The organism is Bacillus sp. FSL R9-9497 (assembly GCF_038005805.1).
Taxonomy (GTDB): Bacteria; Bacillota; Bacilli; order Bacillales; family Bacillaceae_G; genus Bacillus_A; species Bacillus_A cereus.
This window is the reverse complement of sequence record NZ_JBBOTY010000001.1, coordinates 4971285-4988388: the sequence shown is the minus strand read 5'-3', so window position 1 is coordinate 4988388 and position 17104 is coordinate 4971285. Positions and strand designations below refer to the sequence as shown.

The following is a 17104-nucleotide window of genomic DNA, read 5'->3' as shown; positions in this document are numbered from 1 at the left end:
ATTTTGGAAAATGGAGGTAAGATATGCTGCGTAAATTTTTCTCGTACTATAAACCGTATAAAGGTTTATTTATACTCGACTTTTCTTGTGCGGTTGTCGCAGGATTATTAGAACTCGGCTTCCCGCTTATCGTAAATCAATTTATTGATAAGTTATTGCCAGGGCAAAACTGGACGCTTATTTTATGGGCTTGTTTCGGTTTACTCGCAGTTTATATGTTAAATGCAGGCTTACAATATGTCGTTACATATTGGGGACATATGCTTGGTGTTAACATTGAAACAGATATGAGGCAGAAATTATTTGATCATATTCAAAAGCTATCATTCAGATTTTTTGACAATAATAAAACAGGTCATTTAATTTCCCGCCTTACAAACGATTTAATGGAAATTGGGGAAATTGCTCATCATGGACCGGAAGATTTATTTATCGCCGTAATGACTTTAGTTGGGGCATTTTCATTTATGATGATGATTAACTGGAAGTTAGCGTTATTAACGTTCTTCGTCATTCCATTCCTATTATGGTTAGCACTTTACTTCAATAAAAAAATGACAGGTACATTTAGACGTTTATTCTCAGACGTTGCTGATTTTAATGCATGCATTGAGAACAATGTTGGGGGAATTCGTGTTGTGCAAGCATTCGGAAATGAAAAGTTTGAGAAAGAGCAATTTGCTGTCAACAACGCTCGTTTCCGTACAACGAAATTAATGGCGTATAAAATTATGGCGTTAAATTCATCGATTAGTTATATGCTCATGCGGCTCGTAACGCTCTTCGTCTTAATATGCGGTACATGGTTTGTTCTGCAAGGAGAATTAACGTACGGTGGATTTATCGGATTCGTTCTATTAACGAATATTTTCTTCCGCCCAATTGAAAAAATTAACGCGGTAATCGAAAGCTATCCGAAGGGAATCGCTGGTTTTAAAAGGTATGTAGAGCTTCTTGAAACAGAGCCTGACATTGTAGACTCTAAAGATGCAATGGAAGTTAAACATGTACATGGTGATATTCAATATAACAACATTACGTTCGGATATGAAAATAAAGAACCAATTTTAAATGACATTAGTTTGAAAATACATGCAGGTGAAACGGTTGCGTTCGTTGGACCATCAGGAGCTGGGAAAACGACGTTATGTAGCCTATTACCACGTTTTTATGAGCAATCATCTGGATCAATTCAAATTGATGGGATTGATACGAAAGATATGACATTATCTTCACTTCGTAAGCAAATTGGAATTGTGCAGCAAGACGTGTTCTTATTTTCAGGAACAATTCGTGAAAATATCGCTTACGGAAATTTAAAGGCATCAGAGCCTGAAATTTGGCAGGCAGTAAAACGTGCGCAGTTAGAAGATTTAATTTACTCACAGCCGGAAGGTTTAGATACTGTTATCGGTGAGCGCGGCGTGAAACTTTCAGGTGGACAAAAGCAGCGTCTAGCTATTGCTCGTATGTTCTTGAAAAACCCACCAATTTTAATATTGGATGAAGCAACTTCTGCACTAGATACAGAGACAGAACTTGCGATTCAAAAATCGCTTGCTGAATTAGCTGTCGGTCGCACAACGCTAGTTATCGCTCACAGACTTGCAACGATTAAAAATGCAGATCGCATCGTCGTTGTAAATAAAGATGGCATTGCAGAACAAGGTTCACATAATGAATTAATTGAGCAAGGTGGAGGATACAGTAGGTTATACGAAGCTCAGTTTAGTTCGTAAATATAATTTGTACTGAATTAGTGCACCATAAGTAGGTAAAAATCTCATATGGGAGGCTATAAAGTATGATTGTAACAACAACGTCTACAATTCAAGGAAAAGAAATTATTGAGTATATTGATATTGTCAATGGAGAAGCGATTATGGGCGCGAATATCGTTCGTGACCTTTTCGCTTCTGTTCGTGACGTTGTCGGCGGTCGTGCTGGCGCTTATGAAAGTAAATTAAAAGAAGCGCGCGACATCGCAATGGAAGAGATGAAAACTTTCGCAAGACAAAAAAATGCAAATGCAATTGTTGGTATTGACGTGGATTACGAAGTAGTTCGCGAAGGTATGTTAATGGTTGCGGTGAGCGGGACTGCTGTCCGTATTTAAAGTAAAAGCCGTGCTGATGCACGGCTTTTTACTTTGTATGTCGAAGTTTCAATATTTCTTGGGAAATGTGGAAGGCCCCGTCGATATATAGGGAAGACATCAGAGCGCTTCTTTACATTTTTGAATTTGAGTTAATAATTTTGCGTATTCTTGTTCGAGAGATGTGATGTCATCGTGATGATTTGGAATGGAAATCCGGCCGATGACTTCTGTTAATTTTGTTTGTAATCGTAACAATTCTTGCTCAGTAACGTTTACAGAATCTCCGGTGGTTCTTTTTGTGTATTGCTCGTAATTACCGTCGAAGATTCTTGGTGTACTCTCATCTATTTGTAGAATATGGTCTGCAACAGAGCGAATAAAGGCACGGTCATGGCTAATGAAAAGTATTGTGCCAGGATATTCTTGTAACATGGTTTCTAATTCTTCTTGCGTTGCTAAGTCTAAATAGTTTGTCGGTTCATCTAGCAGAAGCATATTATAGTTTCCTAAAAATACTTTTGCGAGTGCAACCTTCATTCGTTCACCCCCGCTTAGAACGTGCACAGGTTTATGAACATCCTCACGGCGGAATAGAAGTCGTGCAAGTATTGTTCGAACGAATGCTTCTGTATAATTTGTTTCTTCTAGAACATTTTCTAAAATGGTTTTATCTGTTTTTAAAATAGATAATGTTTGTTCGAAGTATCCAATTTTACAACTTTTCGATAGTTGCATGCCACGCTCGTTTGTGAGAAGCATGTTGAACAAAGTGGTTTTGCCGCTTCCATTTGCCCCTAAAACGGCAAGCTTTGCACCAGGGGCAATAGTTCCATTCATATTTTTAAATAGTGTGCGGTCGCCTATTTTCTTTGTTGCTTTATTGAATTGTACTGCCACCTTACTATGAATGGGAGTATGGTATTGCACGTCAAATTGAGCTTGAGAAAGATCCTTTGGCTTTTCCTTCTTTTCTAGTTTTTCGAGACGTGTCTCTAATGCTTTCGCTGCTTTGCTAACCTGTTCTTGGCCATGAGCCCCACTTAACCTATAAAGTCTAGATTCAGATGAACTGAACCGCGTTGGGATTTTTGTCATGTTAGAAGCACGTTGTTTTCTTTGTAAAATGGATTGCTCTAAACGATTTTTTTCTTGTATATATTGCTCATATTCTGCTTGTTTTTGTATTCGTTCACGTTCTTTTTGTTTTCGATAGTTTGAATAATTCCCTTTGTACTCTTGAATAGTACCGTCTTCAATTTCAATAATTTTGGTACATATATTATCTAGAAATTCACGATCATGCGATATTAAAACAAGTGCTCCTTTATAAGAAGAAAGTGCCTTTTCTAATTGCTCTGTACCGACCATATCTAAGTGGCTTGTTGGTTCATCAGCGAATAAAATGCCTGCATTTTGTTCGAGAGCATGGGCAATCTTTAGCCGCATTCGTTCACCGCCGCTCATTGCGTCGGTAACGTTTGAAATACTCCATTTTCCTTTTGCGAGAGAAGAAGCGGTTTCCGGTAGTTCTTCGCTAAGCTGAGGAATGATGCTGATAGAACTATGATGAGTTACTATGCCTCTGTCAGCTTCTATTTCTTTACTTAATATTTGTAATAACGTAGATTTACCAGCTCCGTTGACTCCGACAATTCCTATGCGATCCTGTGCTTGAATTTCCAGTGATGGTAATGTAAATAGTGTGCGATCACCAAAGCTTTTTTCAATATTACTTGCGAATAAAATAGTCATAAAAAAACCTCCCTAGTTTCACTAGAGAGGATAAACGTCGCCCTTGTATGTAAAAAATCGTACATAAATAAACGATTTTTTACATGATCGTTTCGAAAGAAAGTATCGACAAATGGACAGACTAATCCCCTGCTAGTTTTCATCATTTTTGTTCACTATTTGTGATGGATGAAATAAATAAGAGAATTAGAACTTCATTGGTCAAAGTACCTTCCTTTCATAATATTACTTTTATTGTATGCGCATACAAAAGGGTTTGTCAAACTTATTTCTGTTCGCTATTTTTGAATGTATCATTATACAATTGTGCTTTTGCCAGCGCCTCAGCATCGTTTTTAATTTCATCCAGTCCATTCGCATTCCCAATAACATAACCTTCAAATGAAGAGCCAACAAAATCAAAGATATATTGGAATTGAGCAATAAGCGGTAATGCTTTTACCTTTGGGTTGTCCCCGCCAACGATGACAACATACATTTTTTTGCCTTTCATTTTTTCTTTGAAATGAAGGGATGTATCGCGCAAGCTTTGTGACCAGCGATCAACAAAATTTTTCATATGTCCACTCATTCCGTACCAATATAATGGTGTAGCAAAGATAATCGTGTCGTGTTCTAGCATGCGTTTCGTTAACTGCTCATAGTCATCATTTACGGATTGGAATCCTTCTGCATCATGACGTTGGTCTGTAATAGGATAGACGGTATGATCACGCAAATAAATTTGTTCTGTTTCAATGTCCTCTATCATCATATGTGTTAAAGCTTCTGTATTTCCGTTTTGTCTTGAACTGCCATGTATAACAAACATGTAATCATCCCTTTTCTTTTGCATGTTTTAGGAGTGAAACGTGTTTTTGCAAATTCGTTTGGATGTTGGAAAGCAATGAGATTTGCTTTGTTACTTCATTGAGTTTATCTTCGTAAAGCGTAAGGATACTGCTGCACGGATTGTCGTACAGGTGCGGTTCAATTTCAAGGCAGCGCAGCATCCTTGCCGTCTCTTCTAAATTTAAGCCAATTTGTAAGTACATTTGAATAAGCTCCACTTTTTCGATGGCACTTTCATCAAAATCACGGTAACCATTTGCAAGGCGCTTAGAAGGGAGTAATCCCTTTTCTTCGTAATGTCTTAGTGATCTTTCACTAACGCCAGTTTCTTTTGATAATTCTCCAATTCGCAATGTATTTCACTCCTTTTACATGTATTGTAAACCTTCACACTAATGTGAAGGTCAACTCTGTTTTTTTGCAAAAGAATGTACATGATTTAAGAACACTTGAATGGCTTTAGATGGAATGAAATATTTACCGCGCACGATGGAGAATGGACGGATTAGTTGTTCATTGGGAACTTCGACGTGGAATAGTTCTTTTGCTAATAGCTCTTTCCGTACAGTCCAATCAGAAAGGATAGCGATGCCAAGCCCGGCACTAACAGCTTCCTTTACGCTTTGTATACTACTGAATGTAAAGAATCGTTTCATTTTTAAATGGTGTTGATGAATAAAGCGGTCACTATAAGCGCGTGTACCAGAACCACTTTCTCTTAATACCCATACTTGATCTTGGAGTGTACTTTCATTTATTTCATTTGTGCGGAGCAATGGATGATTTGGCGGGACGACGAGCTTCATTTCATCTTGCATAAATGTTTCAACATCTACGTCGGCGTATACGACTTGTCCTTCCACTAGGCCGATATCAATTTGATTAGAGCGAAGGCTTTGCAAAACGTCTTCTGTATTTGAGATGAAAGTATGAACTTCGACGTGTGGATTTTCATTCGCATAGTTAGCCAGTATTTTTGGAAGTAAGTATTCGCCAATTGTAAAACTAGCACCAATGCGAAGTGTTCCTGTTACAACGTTATGTAGTTCGTTAATTTCTTGTTTCGCATCTTCGTAAAGAGAGAGCATTTGCTTTGCATGTATATATAATATGTTTCCTGCTTCCGTAACTTGGACGTGCTTCGGGGAGCGTTGAATAAGTGTAGTGCCAAATTCGTTTTCTAAGTTGCGTATATGCATACTTACTCCAGGCTGTGAAAGGTTTAATAATTCTGCTGCACGGGAGAAGTGTTTCTGTTCAACGACAGTAACAAAAATTTTTAAAATGTCTACGTTCATATAATAGGCTCCTTTCTTTTTCTATCATCTTATCATAAGTATTTCTGATGATAGAGATTTGGTATTGGTATTAAACTTATTATAGAAACTCTCTTATAATGTAAGTAGAAAGAACATGCATGTTCCAATACGATTATTGGAGTGGTTCAAAATGGAACAAACACTTGTTATACAAAAGAAGAAGCGTTTTGGATTTTCGCAAGGGATTGGGATTACGCTATTAATCGCAATTGCCGCGAAATATTTAGCAGAGCTTCCATTTTTAAATATTATGGGACAATTAGTAATTGCTATTCTAATTGGGATGGTTTGGCGTGCGGCAATTGGAGTCCCTCAAGATGCGATTGCAGGGACGAACTTTGCGAGTAAGAAGTTGCTGCGCTTTGGAATCATCTTACTTGGAATGCGATTAAATCTTGTTGATATTGCGAAGGCAGGGCCGAAAGTATTGGTCATCGCAGCGGTTGTTATTACATTTACGATTTTCGTTGTATATGGACTAACGAAAGTATTTAAGGTAGAAAAGAAACTTGGGATTTTAACAGCATGTGGTACAGCAATTTGCGGGGCGGCAGCGGTCGTGGCAATTGCGCCGCAAGTGAAAGCAAAAGATGATGAAACGGCAGTTGGGGCTGCAATTATTGCTATTTTAGGTACGATATTTACGCTTATTTATACGTTATTATATCCAGTGCTTGGCCTATCTCCATACGGTTACGGTGTATTCTCAGGGGCCACGCTGCATGAAATTGCTCATGTTATCGCAGCTGCGGCGCCAGGAGGAAGTAAAGCTGTAGACATCGCAGTTATCGTGAAGTTAACGCGCGTTGCAATGCTCGTACCAGTAGCAATTTTAATTGGATTATGGTTTGGAAAGAGTGAAGGAAGCAAGGAAAAAAGATCGTGGCGCGACCTTCCAATTCCATGGTTCATTTTCGGATTTTTAGCGATGAGTGCAGTGCATTCGCTCGGGATTATTCCAGAAGTAGTTGCGGGATACATTGTTGTCATTGCTTATATGCTAATCGCAATGGCGATGGCAGGACTTGGTTTAAATGTAGAGTTTAAAACGTTCCGTAAGTTAGGAAGCAAAGCGTTCGTGGCGGGGCTGATTGGCTCGGTTTGCTTATCGGTTCTTGGATACGTTCTTGTATATGCGCTAGGATTTATGTAGTAGAGGAGAAAGCTGTTCCCGAAGGTATTTGGGGACAGCTTTTTCTTATGATTATAGTAGCGCTACGGATGTCGATATTTGTCGGTAAGTCGATATATTTGAAAAATCGCCGATATAAATGGAGTTGCGCTGATATATTTGGGAAATCGCCGATATAATTTAAGTTGCGCTGATATAAATTGAATTACTCTTGTACTTTATTAGAGTAGGTGTTCAGTGAAACGTTTTTCTAAAATTTGTAAAGATATCTTTACTTATAACTGGAAAATATTTATAATTCAAGTAAAGATATCTTTACTTTTGAAGGTGGAGCCTATGGGTGTGAAAAATAAAATAAAAGAGTTAAGAAAGCAAAATCATATAACGCAAGTTGAAATGGCAAAGGCGATGCAAGTGACGCGGCAGACGATAGTGGCGATTGAAAACCATCATTACAATCCGAGTCTAGAGTTATCTTTAAAAATCGCCAAGTATTTTGGAGTGAAGGTGGAGGAAATCTTTACGCTGGAGTAAGGGGAGAGAAAATGAACGATAAGTTTGAGAGATTTCAATTAGAGTAAACGTTTAAATATATAAGGATTGGTTTTGATTTATTAATTAGTATCGCATCAACGAGCGTGTTAGCAACAAAGAATAATAGATAGAAAAAGGGGAACTGGGATGGGATTACCGGTATTATGTGTCGCTACGGCTATTTTTGCTTTGTTTTGGGGAATGCAGAACTTCTCTCGTAATCCAGTACCGAGTATTTGTATTATGCTTGGCACTGTAGGTTTATCATATTATTTATTAATGTCAGCTCATTATCATAAAACAGCAACGAGTGTTGTCGTTGGAGCACTTATTTTATTTTGTGGGCGCGCTGTACAAAAAGGATTACTTCCGTAAGAGCTGTTTATACGAAGAGTATAAACAGCTTTTTGTATTTTTTTAACAAAAGTATTGAAAGTGACGTTACGTCATCTTTTATAATGAAGGGGAAGAGGTGATGGTAGTGATTTCAATACAAGAATTGAGGAGAGAAACAGGGGTTACAGTACGTACACTACGTTATTATGATCAAATAGATTTATTAAAGCCGAGCGGAAAAACAGAGGGTGGACATCGGTTATATAGTGAAAATGACGTTATTCGTTTGCAACAAATTTTATTTTTAAAAGAAATGGGATTTTCATTAAAAGAAGCTGCGAATATGTTAGTAAAAGGTGAGCTGGATTTAAAAAAATCGCTTGAAAAACAACTTCGGTTTGTACAGGAAGAACAAAAGAAATTTAATCGAATGGAGCGTGTTTTACAAGCAGTTGTTTATTCGGTAGATGTAGAGGGAGAACTTGATTGGAAAGTTATGTTTGAACTTATTCAGCTTTCAAAACAGTCTCCTCGTATACGTGAAATATTTCAAAATGAAGTATTTTCAAAGGAAGAACAAAAATTGCTTCAGAATTTGCCAAATATGAGTGAGGAAGATCCGAATGTTTTAGAATGGGTAGATTTATTAAAGCAATTACGTACTTTTATGAAAGAAGGTAAAGAAGTCACGAGTGATGAAGTACAAGAGGCAACGAAGAGATTAATGCAGAAGTGTTTAGAAATGGCTAATGGTGACGAAGCATTTTTAGATAAGTTATGGGAAGTTAGAAAATCGAAGGAAGATTCACAGAAAATGAGCATGTATCCAATTGAAGAAGAACTTTTAGTATATATGGATGAGGCTTTTCGTATTTATGATGAAAGGGAGAAGGATAAATGAGTATACTCGCAGAATATCGTTGGTATTTTTTAATTGGGGCAGAAATTGTATTTTGGTTATCAGCTATCGGTTTCTTTTTACTTCGCTACGGATTCCGTTTGAAAAGGGCGAGTTTTATTATGGGGATTGTACTCCTCGTAAATGAAGTGTTTATTTTAACTTTAGGGGTAGTGGACTATTATCAAACAGGAAAGTTCTCTAACTTTCAGATCATTACTGTAATCATTTTATTATATGCAGTTTTCTACGGGAAAAAGGATTTAAAGAAGCTTGATATATTTGTACAAAAATCAGTTGCGAAATGGCGTAATGAACCGGCGCCTATTATTGAAGAACAGGTAGAATTAACAGGCATGGCCTATGCAAAGCAGGAAATAAAAAATTGGGTATTACATCTTGTTTTATTCGTTGGTGTGCACATATTCTTTTACTTCGCGTATGGATTTATTCCATTTGAACAATGGGGTAATTGGTTAGAATCGGGAATCGTTTTAAATAAAGCTGCAAGTCGCGTGAGTCAAGTATGGGCGATTATATTTTTAGTTGATACAGCGATTTCATTTTCATATGTGATTTTTCCGAAGAAGGAGAAAGGAAAAGAAAAGCTACTTTCATAGTTGAAAGTAGCTTTTCTGGTATACGAATAATTTTTATAGGAGAGGATGACAATAGGAAAAAGAACCAGTTTTATAAGTCTATTTCTCTTTAGTTTAGTAGCATGTTCATCATCTAGCACTACAATTGATAAGAAGAATGATGTCATTGTAAAGGGAGCAGGAATTCTCAATCTAGATAAATTTGAAAAGTTCGTTTTGAATGTCGAGCAAAGGGAAGTTGATAAAATAAGAATTGTACAGTATACCCTTGAAGGGGACCCGATTTTTCAAACGTTAGAGTATAGTGGGAACGATATATTTTATGTGTCAGATAATAGAAAAGACAAATTTGCTGGGAAGGATAAAGGGTTATATAAAGATAGTTGTAAAAGTATTGTTAAAGAGCAGCGCGAATCAGAAAGTACTTATCGGTTAATAGATTGTATGAATGAAGCTGGGCGCAATGGATATGACTTAGTATATGTACCTAAAAAATAGAATGAGTAGAGGAAGGAGGTATTTACTCCTTCCTTTTTCTATGTGTATATTGTCGAAAACTTTACCGAATATCTGTTCGTTTTTTTAGGTTTTTTATAGGTATTCGTGGTAAAATAATAATACAGATTTTTATGAGGAGGTCGGATTTTCTTGGAACGTCAATTTGAAATTGTCTCAGCGTATTCCCCGCAAGGTGATCAGCCGGTAGCTATAGAGAAGCTTGTAGAGGGAATTAATAGTGGAAAGAAAAAGCAAGTGTTGCTTGGAGCGACCGGAACGGGTAAGACATTTACGATTTCAAATGTCATTAAAGAAGTGCAAAAGCCAACACTTGTTATGGCTCATAATAAAACGTTAGCAGGGCAGTTATATAGTGAGTTGAAAGACTTTTTCCCGAATAATGCAGTTGAATATTTTGTTAGTTACTACGATTATTATCAGCCAGAAGCATATGTGCCGCAAACAGATACGTTTATTGAAAAAGATGCGCAGATTAATGATGAAATTGATAAATTGCGTCACTCGGCAACGTCTGCATTATTTGAACGGGACGATGTAATTATCGTTGCGAGTGTTTCGTGTATATATGGCTTAGGTTCTCCAGAAGAATACCGCGAGCTAGTTGTTTCGCTTCGAGTTGGTATGGAAAAAGACCGCAATCAATTGCTTCGTGAACTTGTTGATGTACAGTATGGACGTAATGATATTGATTTCAAGCGTGGTACATTCCGTGTGCGCGGAGATGTAGTTGAAATCTTCCCGGCATCACTTGATGAGCATTGTATTCGAATCGAATTTTTCGGTGATGAAATCGATCGTATTCGTGAAGTAAATGCGTTAACAGGTGAAGTATTAGCAGAACGTGATCATGTAGCAATCTTCCCAGCATCTCACTTCGTTACACGTGAAGAGAAAATGAAGGTCGCTATTGAAAATATCGAAAAAGAATTAGAAGAACGTTTAAAGGAGTTAAATGATAACGGTAAGTTGTTAGAAGCGCAGCGTATAGAGCAACGTACACGTTATGATTTAGAAATGATGCGCGAGATGGGCTTTTGTTCAGGTATTGAAAACTACTCCCGTCATTTAACGCTTCGTCCGGCGGGTGCAACGCCATATACGTTATTAGACTATTTCCCAGAAGATTTCTTAATCGTTATGGATGAGTCGCACGTATCAGTACCGCAAGTAAGAGCGATGTATAACGGTGACCAAGCACGTAAACAAGTGCTTGTGGATCATGGATTCCGTCTGCCATCGGCTTTAGATAATAGACCGCTTATGTTTGATGAGTTTGAAGAGAAAACGAATCAAGTTATTTACGTTTCGGCAACGCCAGGGCCGTACGAGTTAGAGCAGTCACCAGAAGTAATAGAACAAATTATTCGTCCAACAGGACTCTTAGATCCGCCAATTGATATACGACCAATTGAAGGGCAAATTGACGATTTATTAGGAGAGATTCAAGATCGCATTGCAAAAAATGAACGTGTATTAATTACGACTTTAACGAAGAAAATGTCAGAGGATTTAACGGATTACTTAAAAGATGTAGGAATTAAAGTTAACTATCTTCACTCTGAAATTAAAACGTTAGAACGTATTGAAATTATCCGTGATCTTCGCCTCGGTAAATTTGATGTACTTGTCGGTATTAACTTATTGCGAGAAGGATTAGATATTCCGGAAGTATCACTTGTAGCTATTTTAGATGCTGATAAGGAAGGATTTTTGCGTTCAGAACGTTCATTAATTCAAACAATTGGTCGTGCCGCGCGTAATGAAAACGGCCGCGTTATTATGTATGCAGATCGTATCACGAAATCTATGGGGATTGCGATTGAAGAAACGAAGCGTCGTCGTAGTATACAAGAAGCTTACAATGAAGAGCATGGTATTACGCCGAAAACGATTCAAAAAGGCGTTCGTGATGTTATCCGTGCAACGACAGCTGCTGAAGAGACAGAAACATACGAAGCAGCACCAGCTAAGAAGATGACGAAAAAAGAGCGCGAAAAGACAATTGCGAAGATGGAAGCAGAGATGAAAGAAGCAGCAAAAGCGTTAGACTTCGAGCGTGCAGCTGAACTAAGAGATTTACTATTAGAATTAAAAGCGGAAGGGTGAAAAGAGTGAGTAAGAGCAAGGATTTTATCGTTGTAAAAGGTGCTAGAGCACATAACTTAAAAAATATTGATGTAACCATTCCGAGAAATCAGCTTGTCGTTGTAACGGGATTGTCTGGTTCGGGGAAATCATCATTAGCATTTGATACGATTTATGCAGAAGGGCAGCGCAGATACGTAGAATCATTATCTGCGTATGCGCGCCAGTTTTTAGGACAAATGGATAAGCCGGATGTGGACACGATTGAAGGATTGTCACCAGCGATTTCAATCGATCAAAAAACAACGAGTCGTAATCCACGTTCAACTGTCGGAACGGTAACGGAGATTTATGATTATTTACGTTTATTATTTGCGCGAATTGGTACGCCAATTTGTCCAAATCATGGGATTGAAATTACATCACAAACAGTAGAGCAGATGGTAGACCGTGTTCTTGAATATCCTGAACGTACGAAATTACAAGTGTTAGCTCCTATCGTGTCTGGGCGTAAAGGTGCACATGTGAAAGTACTTGAAGATATTAAGAAGCAAGGATATGTTCGTGTACGTGTTGATGGTGAAATGCTTGATGTATCTGAAGATATTACGTTAGATAAAAATAAGAAGCATTCCATTGAAGTTGTAATTGACCGTATTGTTGTAAAAGAAGGAATCGCAAGCCGTCTTGCTGATTCACTTGAAAGTGCATTAAAGCTTGGCGGAGGCCGAGTGTTAATTGATGTAATGGGAGAAGAGGAACTTCTATTTAGTGAACATCATGCTTGTCCGCATTGTGGTTTTTCAATCGGAGAATTAGAGCCGCGTATGTTCTCATTCAACAGTCCGTTCGGAGCATGTCCTTCTTGTGATGGACTTGGTTCAAAGCTAGAGGTAGATTTAGAGCTTGTTATCCCGAACTGGGATTTATCATTAAATGAACATGCAATTGCACCTTGGGAACCGACAAGTTCACAATACTATCCACAACTTTTACAATCTGTATGTAATCACTACGGCGTTGATATGGATGTGCCTGTGAAAAATATACCGAAAGATTTATTTGATAAAGTGTTGTACGGAAGCGGGGAAGAGAAGGTTTATTTCCGCTATGTAAATGAATTTGGTCAAGTAAAGGAAAATGAGATTTTATTTGAAGGTGTTATTCCAAACATTGAACGTCGTTATCGTGAAACGAGCTCCGATTACATTCGTGAGCAAATGGAAAAGTATATGGCAGAACAAGCTTGTCCGAAGTGTAAAGGTGGACGCTTAAAGCCTGAGAGCTTAGCTGTATTTGTTGGCAATAAAACGATTGCTGACGTAACGAAGTATTCAGTTCAAGAAGTACAAGAATTCTTCTCGAATGTAGAGCTAACGGAGAAGCAACAAAAAATAGCTCATTTAATTTTAAGAGAAATTCAGGAGCGCGTTGGGTTCTTAGTGAACGTTGGTTTAGATTATTTAACGTTAAGTCGTGCCGCAGGAACTTTATCAGGTGGTGAGGCGCAGCGTATTCGTTTAGCGACGCAAATTGGTTCTCGTCTAACTGGCGTACTTTATATTCTTGATGAACCTTCAATTGGTTTACACCAGCGTGATAACGATCGTCTTATTCGTACATTGCAAGAAATGCGCGATTTAGGTAATACGTTAATTGTTGTTGAACATGATGAAGATACGATGATGGCTGCTGACTATTTACTTGATATAGGGCCTGGTGCAGGTATTCACGGTGGACAAGTCGTATCAGCAGGTACACCGGCTGAAGTGATGCAAGATGATAATTCATTAACAGGGAAGTATTTAAGCGGTAAAGAGTTTATTCCTGTTCCACTTGAAAGACGTAAAGGTGACGGAAGGAAAGTGGAAATTGTCGGCGCAAAAGAGAATAACTTAAAGAATGCGAAGATGTCATTCCCGCTTGGTACGTTTGTAGCGGTAACAGGTGTATCTGGATCAGGTAAAAGTACGATGATTAATGAAGTACTATATAAATCGTTAGCGCAAAAGTTATATAAAGCGAAAGCGAAGCCGGGTACGCATAAAGAAATTAAAGGTCTTGAACATTTAGATAAAGTAATTGATATTGACCAATCACCAATCGGTCGTACACCACGTTCTAATCCAGCGACGTACACAGGTGTATTTGATGATATTCGTGATGTGTTTGCACAAACGAATGAAGCGAAAGTGCGCGGATATCAAAAAGGACGTTTCAGCTTTAACGTAAAAGGTGGCCGTTGTGAAGCGTGCCGTGGTGATGGAATTATTAAAATCGAAATGCACTTCTTACCAGACGTATACGTTCCATGTGAAGTTTGTCATGGTAAACGTTATAACCGCGAAACGTTAGAAGTGAAGTATAAAGATAAGAATATTTCTGAAGTGTTAGGGATGACAATTGAAGATGGAGTAGAGTTCTTCGCTAATATCCCAAAAATTAAGCGTAAACTTCAAACGCTTGTAGACGTTGGGCTTGGTTATATGAAATTAGGTCAACCAGCAACAACATTATCTGGTGGGGAAGCACAGCGTGTGAAATTAGCTTCTGAATTACATCGTCGTTCTACAGGACGTACGTTATACATTTTAGATGAACCAACGACTGGTTTGCATGCGCATGATATTGCACGTCTTCTAGAAGTGTTGCAACGTCTTGTTGAGAGCGGTGAGACAGTACTTGTAATTGAACATAATTTAGATGTGATAAAAACAGCTGATTATATAGTTGACCTTGGACCAGAGGGTGGAGATAAAGGTGGACAAATCGTTGCTTCCGGAACGCCAGAGCAAGTAGTGAAAGAAGAGCGCTCGTACACAGGTAAATATTTAAAAGAGATTTTAAATCGTGATAAAGCAAGAATGAAAGAGAAAATAAAAGAAGTAGAGTTATCGCAATAAGTTTATTTATGAAAACCGGGTGGAAATGACGCTCGGTTTTTATTGTATAGGGGGAGAAGATGGAGTTTTTAGAGGTGTTAAGGAAGAAAAATATGAAGGTAAGAGAGTTTCAAAGTTGGGGTGTATATTTTCGAAAGCTCTGGGAGGATCACTTTGCAAATCATTTAAGTGATGAAGAAAAAGAAGACATTTTTCTTTATGGAGATAAGTATGGATGTGGGTATCTTTGGCACATATTTAGTTATGAGAAAAAGAAGTGTTTAGAGGGGAAAGAAGCAAAGAACGCGTTTCATAATGAAGTGAAAAAGGATTGCTACATTTTCTATCAACACTGTGATGAGGTACTGTTAATAAAGGATGCGAGTTTGTTACATATGGATGATATATTGTGTGAGACGGATGATATGTATAAGGGTGATATCTATATTGTAGATAAAGAGTTCACTTGGACTTTTGTAAAAACTCATGAACATAGATGGTGCGGCCCTTATTTTACTAAGAAATGTTAGTAGGTATACAAGCATGAAAGATAGAATAAGTTGATATAAGTGTTCGTATCATACTTGCGTTTCTTATCTATTAGCGTATGATGAAATATATATGTTTAAAAGGATGTGTAACGAAATGAGATGGATTGTATCACTTCTTGTAAATAGCGTTGTGTTAATCGCTGTATCGGGACTTTTAAAAGGGATTGCACCAGATGCATTTTACGTAGCAAATATACAAACTGCAATTATTGCGAGTATTATATTGGCGGTTTTAAATGTGTTCGTAAAGCCATTTTTAATTTTAATTACGCTACCAATTACTGTTGTAACTTTCGGCTTCTTCTTAATTGTTATTAATGCGATTACGTTAAAAATAGCAGATTCATTATTAGGAGATGCTTTTAATATATCAGGATTTGGTGTAGCGATTGTTGCGGCAATTTGTATTTCAATTTTTAATATGATAATTGAAAAGGCAATTGTTGAGCCTCTATATGAAAAAAAGAGAAAGTGACAAAAAGAAAAACATTTCATTATTCGTATGAAATGTTTTTTTCTATTTATTAGAAACCGTATTTCTTGTTTCCAGAAAAAAATGGTACAATATCCGATAGAATGGAATTTTACATCAAACGAGACTGAACCCGCAGCGGAGTGGAGGTTTATACATATGCCGAAAGTAAGGACAAAAGATTTAATTGAACAATTTCAATTGGAGTTAATCAGTGGTGAAGAAGGTATTCATCGTCCAATTGATACAAGTGATTTATCACGACCTGGAATTGAAATGGCAGGATTTTTTACATACTATCCAGCAGATCGTGTGCAGCTTCTTGGTAAAACGGAGCTTACTTTCTTTGACACGTTAACGTCAGAGCAAAAACAAGAGAGAATGAAAGCGCTTTGTACTGAGGAGACGCCATGTATTATTGTAACTCGTAATCAAGATGTACCAGATGAGTTATTACAAGCATCACGTGAATCAGGTATGCCTTTATTACGTTCTTCTCAAACGACAACGAGATTATCAAGTCGTTTAACAAACTATTTAGAAGGTAAGTTAGCACCAACAACAGCTGTTCATGGTGTGTTAGTAGATATTTACGGCGTTGGTGTTTTAATTACAGGTCAAAGTGGTGTTGGTAAAAGTGAGACAGCTCTTGAGCTTGTAAAGCGTGGTCACCGTCTTGTTGCGGATGATAGTGTAGAAATTCGTCAAGAAGATGAAGATATGTTAGTCGGAAGTTCACCAGATTTAATTGAGCATTTATTAGAAATTCGTGGTCTAGGTATTATTAACGTTATGACGTTATTCGGTGCAGGGGCAGTGCGAAATTATAAGCGTATTACACTTGTTATTAATCTTGAAATTTGGGATCAAAAGAAAAATTACGATCGCTTAGGTCTTGATGAAGAGAAGATGAAGATTATTGATACAGAACTTACGAAGATTACACTTCCAGTTCGTCCTGGTCGAAACTTGGCTGTTATTATTGAAGTAGCAGCGATGAACTTCCGTTTGAAACGTATGGGAGTCAATGCAGCACAGCAGTTCTCTGAACGATTAATGAGTGCAATTGAGTTAGGAAATCAGGAGTAAACTTTGG

General features: G+C 37.6%; 17 protein-coding genes. 13 read left to right on the top strand and 4 right to left on the bottom strand.

Annotated features, from left to right (window positions below; translation table 11 throughout):
- Positions 1-23: 23 nt before the first annotated feature.
- Positions 24-1739, top strand: coding sequence for an ABC transporter ATP-binding protein (locus MKY21_RS25850; protein WP_000944624.1), 1716 nt, complete (start codon positions 24-26; stop codon positions 1737-1739).
- A gap of 65 nt (positions 1740-1804) precedes the next feature.
- Entirely contained in the window at positions 1805-2116 is a 312-nt protein-coding gene (locus MKY21_RS25845; protein ID WP_000637523.1) for a heavy metal-binding domain-containing protein, read from the top strand.
- A 99-nt stretch (positions 2117-2215) separates the two neighbouring features.
- On the opposite strand, the gene abc-f is transcribed toward MKY21_RS25845, so the two are convergent.
- From abc-f to MKY21_RS25825, 4 genes are all read right to left on the bottom strand, one after another.
- Positions 2216-3850, bottom strand: a complete 1635-nt coding sequence (abc-f, locus tag MKY21_RS25840; protein ID WP_098782510.1) for a ribosomal protection-like ABC-F family protein — start codon at positions 3848-3850, stop codon at positions 2216-2218.
- Positions 3851-4115: 265 nt separating this feature from the next.
- Positions 4116-4661 carry a flavodoxin family protein gene (locus MKY21_RS25835; RefSeq protein ID WP_000497612.1) on the bottom strand — a complete coding sequence of 182 codons (546 nt, stop codon included), beginning with the start codon at positions 4659-4661 and terminating at the stop codon, positions 4116-4118.
- A gap of 4 nt (positions 4662-4665) precedes the next feature.
- On the bottom strand, positions 4666-5034 hold the full coding sequence (locus MKY21_RS25830; RefSeq protein ID WP_001219199.1) for a MerR family transcriptional regulator: 369 nt from the start codon (positions 5032-5034) through the stop codon (positions 4666-4668).
- A gap of 51 nt (positions 5035-5085) precedes the next feature.
- Entirely contained in the window at positions 5086-5979 is an 894-nt protein-coding gene (locus MKY21_RS25825) for a LysR family transcriptional regulator (protein ID WP_001099988.1), read from the bottom strand.
- Positions 5980-6130: 151 nt separating this feature from the next.
- Here MKY21_RS25825 and MKY21_RS25820 point away from each other — a divergent pair, with 151 nt between their 5' ends.
- The 11 genes from MKY21_RS25820 (at position 6131) to hprK (ending at position 17097) form a co-directional block, all read left to right on the top strand.
- Complete coding sequence (locus MKY21_RS25820; protein ID WP_044795023.1) at positions 6131-7153, top strand: YeiH family protein; 1023 nt, start codon at positions 6131-6133, stop codon at positions 7151-7153.
- A gap of 315 nt (positions 7154-7468) precedes the next feature.
- Positions 7469-7666, top strand: a complete 198-nt coding sequence (locus MKY21_RS25815) for a helix-turn-helix transcriptional regulator (protein ID WP_000538364.1) — start codon at positions 7469-7471, stop codon at positions 7664-7666.
- A 147-nt stretch (positions 7667-7813) separates the two neighbouring features.
- On the top strand, positions 7814-8041 hold the full coding sequence (locus tag MKY21_RS25810) for a hypothetical protein (RefSeq protein WP_016118883.1): 228 nt from the start codon (positions 7814-7816) through the stop codon (positions 8039-8041).
- Positions 8042-8141: 100 nt separating this feature from the next.
- Positions 8142-8903: a MerR family transcriptional regulator gene (locus MKY21_RS25805; protein ID WP_206905404.1), complete on the top strand. Its 762-nt coding sequence runs from the start codon at positions 8142-8144 to the stop codon at positions 8901-8903.
- Positions 8900-9520, top strand: a complete 621-nt coding sequence (locus MKY21_RS25800; protein WP_000025226.1) for a hypothetical protein — start codon at positions 8900-8902, stop codon at positions 9518-9520. Before MKY21_RS25805 ends, MKY21_RS25800 begins: the two co-directional genes overlap by 4 nt.
- Positions 9521-9565: 45 nt before the next feature.
- Entirely contained in the window at positions 9566-9997 is a 432-nt protein-coding gene (locus MKY21_RS25795; protein WP_098782508.1) for a DUF4362 domain-containing protein, read from the top strand.
- Positions 9998-10147: 150 nt separating this feature from the next.
- A complete protein-coding gene (gene uvrB / locus MKY21_RS25790) occupies positions 10148-12124 on the top strand; it encodes an excinuclease ABC subunit B (protein WP_061664397.1) in 1977 nt (658 codons plus the stop codon).
- A 5-nt stretch (positions 12125-12129) separates the two neighbouring features.
- Positions 12130-15006 (top strand): excinuclease ABC subunit UvrA, encoded by a 2877-nt coding sequence (gene uvrA / locus MKY21_RS25785; protein ID WP_000045583.1) that lies wholly within the window; start codon positions 12130-12132, stop codon positions 15004-15006.
- 59 nt (positions 15007-15065) lie between these two features.
- Positions 15066-15515 carry a DUF4275 family protein gene (locus MKY21_RS25780; RefSeq protein ID WP_044795020.1) on the top strand — a complete coding sequence of 150 codons (450 nt, stop codon included), beginning with the start codon at positions 15066-15068 and terminating at the stop codon, positions 15513-15515.
- Between the two features lie 115 nt (positions 15516-15630).
- The gene (locus MKY21_RS25775; protein ID WP_001267308.1) at positions 15631-16011 is read left to right on the top strand and encodes a phage holin family protein; all 381 of its coding nucleotides are present in this window, start codon (positions 15631-15633) and stop codon (positions 16009-16011) included.
- Between the two features lie 156 nt (positions 16012-16167).
- A complete protein-coding gene (gene hprK, locus MKY21_RS25770) occupies positions 16168-17097 on the top strand; it encodes an HPr(Ser) kinase/phosphatase (protein ID WP_001127250.1) in 930 nt (309 codons plus the stop codon).
- Positions 17098-17104: the final 7 nt, after the last annotated feature.